Origin of the sequence: Acinetobacter sp. AL9, from assembly GCF_041464035.1 — a bacterium.
GTDB lineage: Bacteria > Pseudomonadota > Gammaproteobacteria > Pseudomonadales > Moraxellaceae > Acinetobacter > Acinetobacter towneri.
This window is the reverse complement of sequence record NZ_JAYFSK010000187.1, coordinates 1-373: the sequence shown is the minus strand read 5'-3', so window position 1 is coordinate 373 and position 373 is coordinate 1. Positions and strand designations below refer to the sequence as shown.

Genomic DNA, 373 nt, shown 5'->3' with positions numbered 1-373 from the left:
ACCAAGCTCGGCTATTCTGCTATTCTCCAAACGTTCTATTTCCTCTGCGTCATGACCTCAGGCATACTGCGGTCATGAATACGCTGCCTGACTTAAGCCAACTGACCCATGAACAACTGCTGGAATTCACCAGACAGTTGGCGATGCAGCATCAGTCTCTGGCAGAATCAAATCAAGAATTAGAAAAATCAAACCAACAATTGGATGCCAAAGTTCAACATCTTTCTATTCTCAATCAAAAATACGAGCATGAACTCGCACTATTTAAACAGCACAAATTCGGCAGTAAAAACGAACATCTCACTGCAAAACAAATCCATCTGTGGGATGAAGCGGTTGAAGAAGATATTGCCGCGGTTGATCTAGAACTGGA

Annotated in this window: 1 pseudogene; it reads left to right on the top strand. The window is 42.9% G+C overall.

Annotated elements, in window-relative coordinates:
* Positions 1-74 precede the first annotated feature (74 nt).
* Positions 75-373, top strand: a pseudogene (locus ACEO2X_RS14250) (IS66 family transposase); the annotation flags it as partial.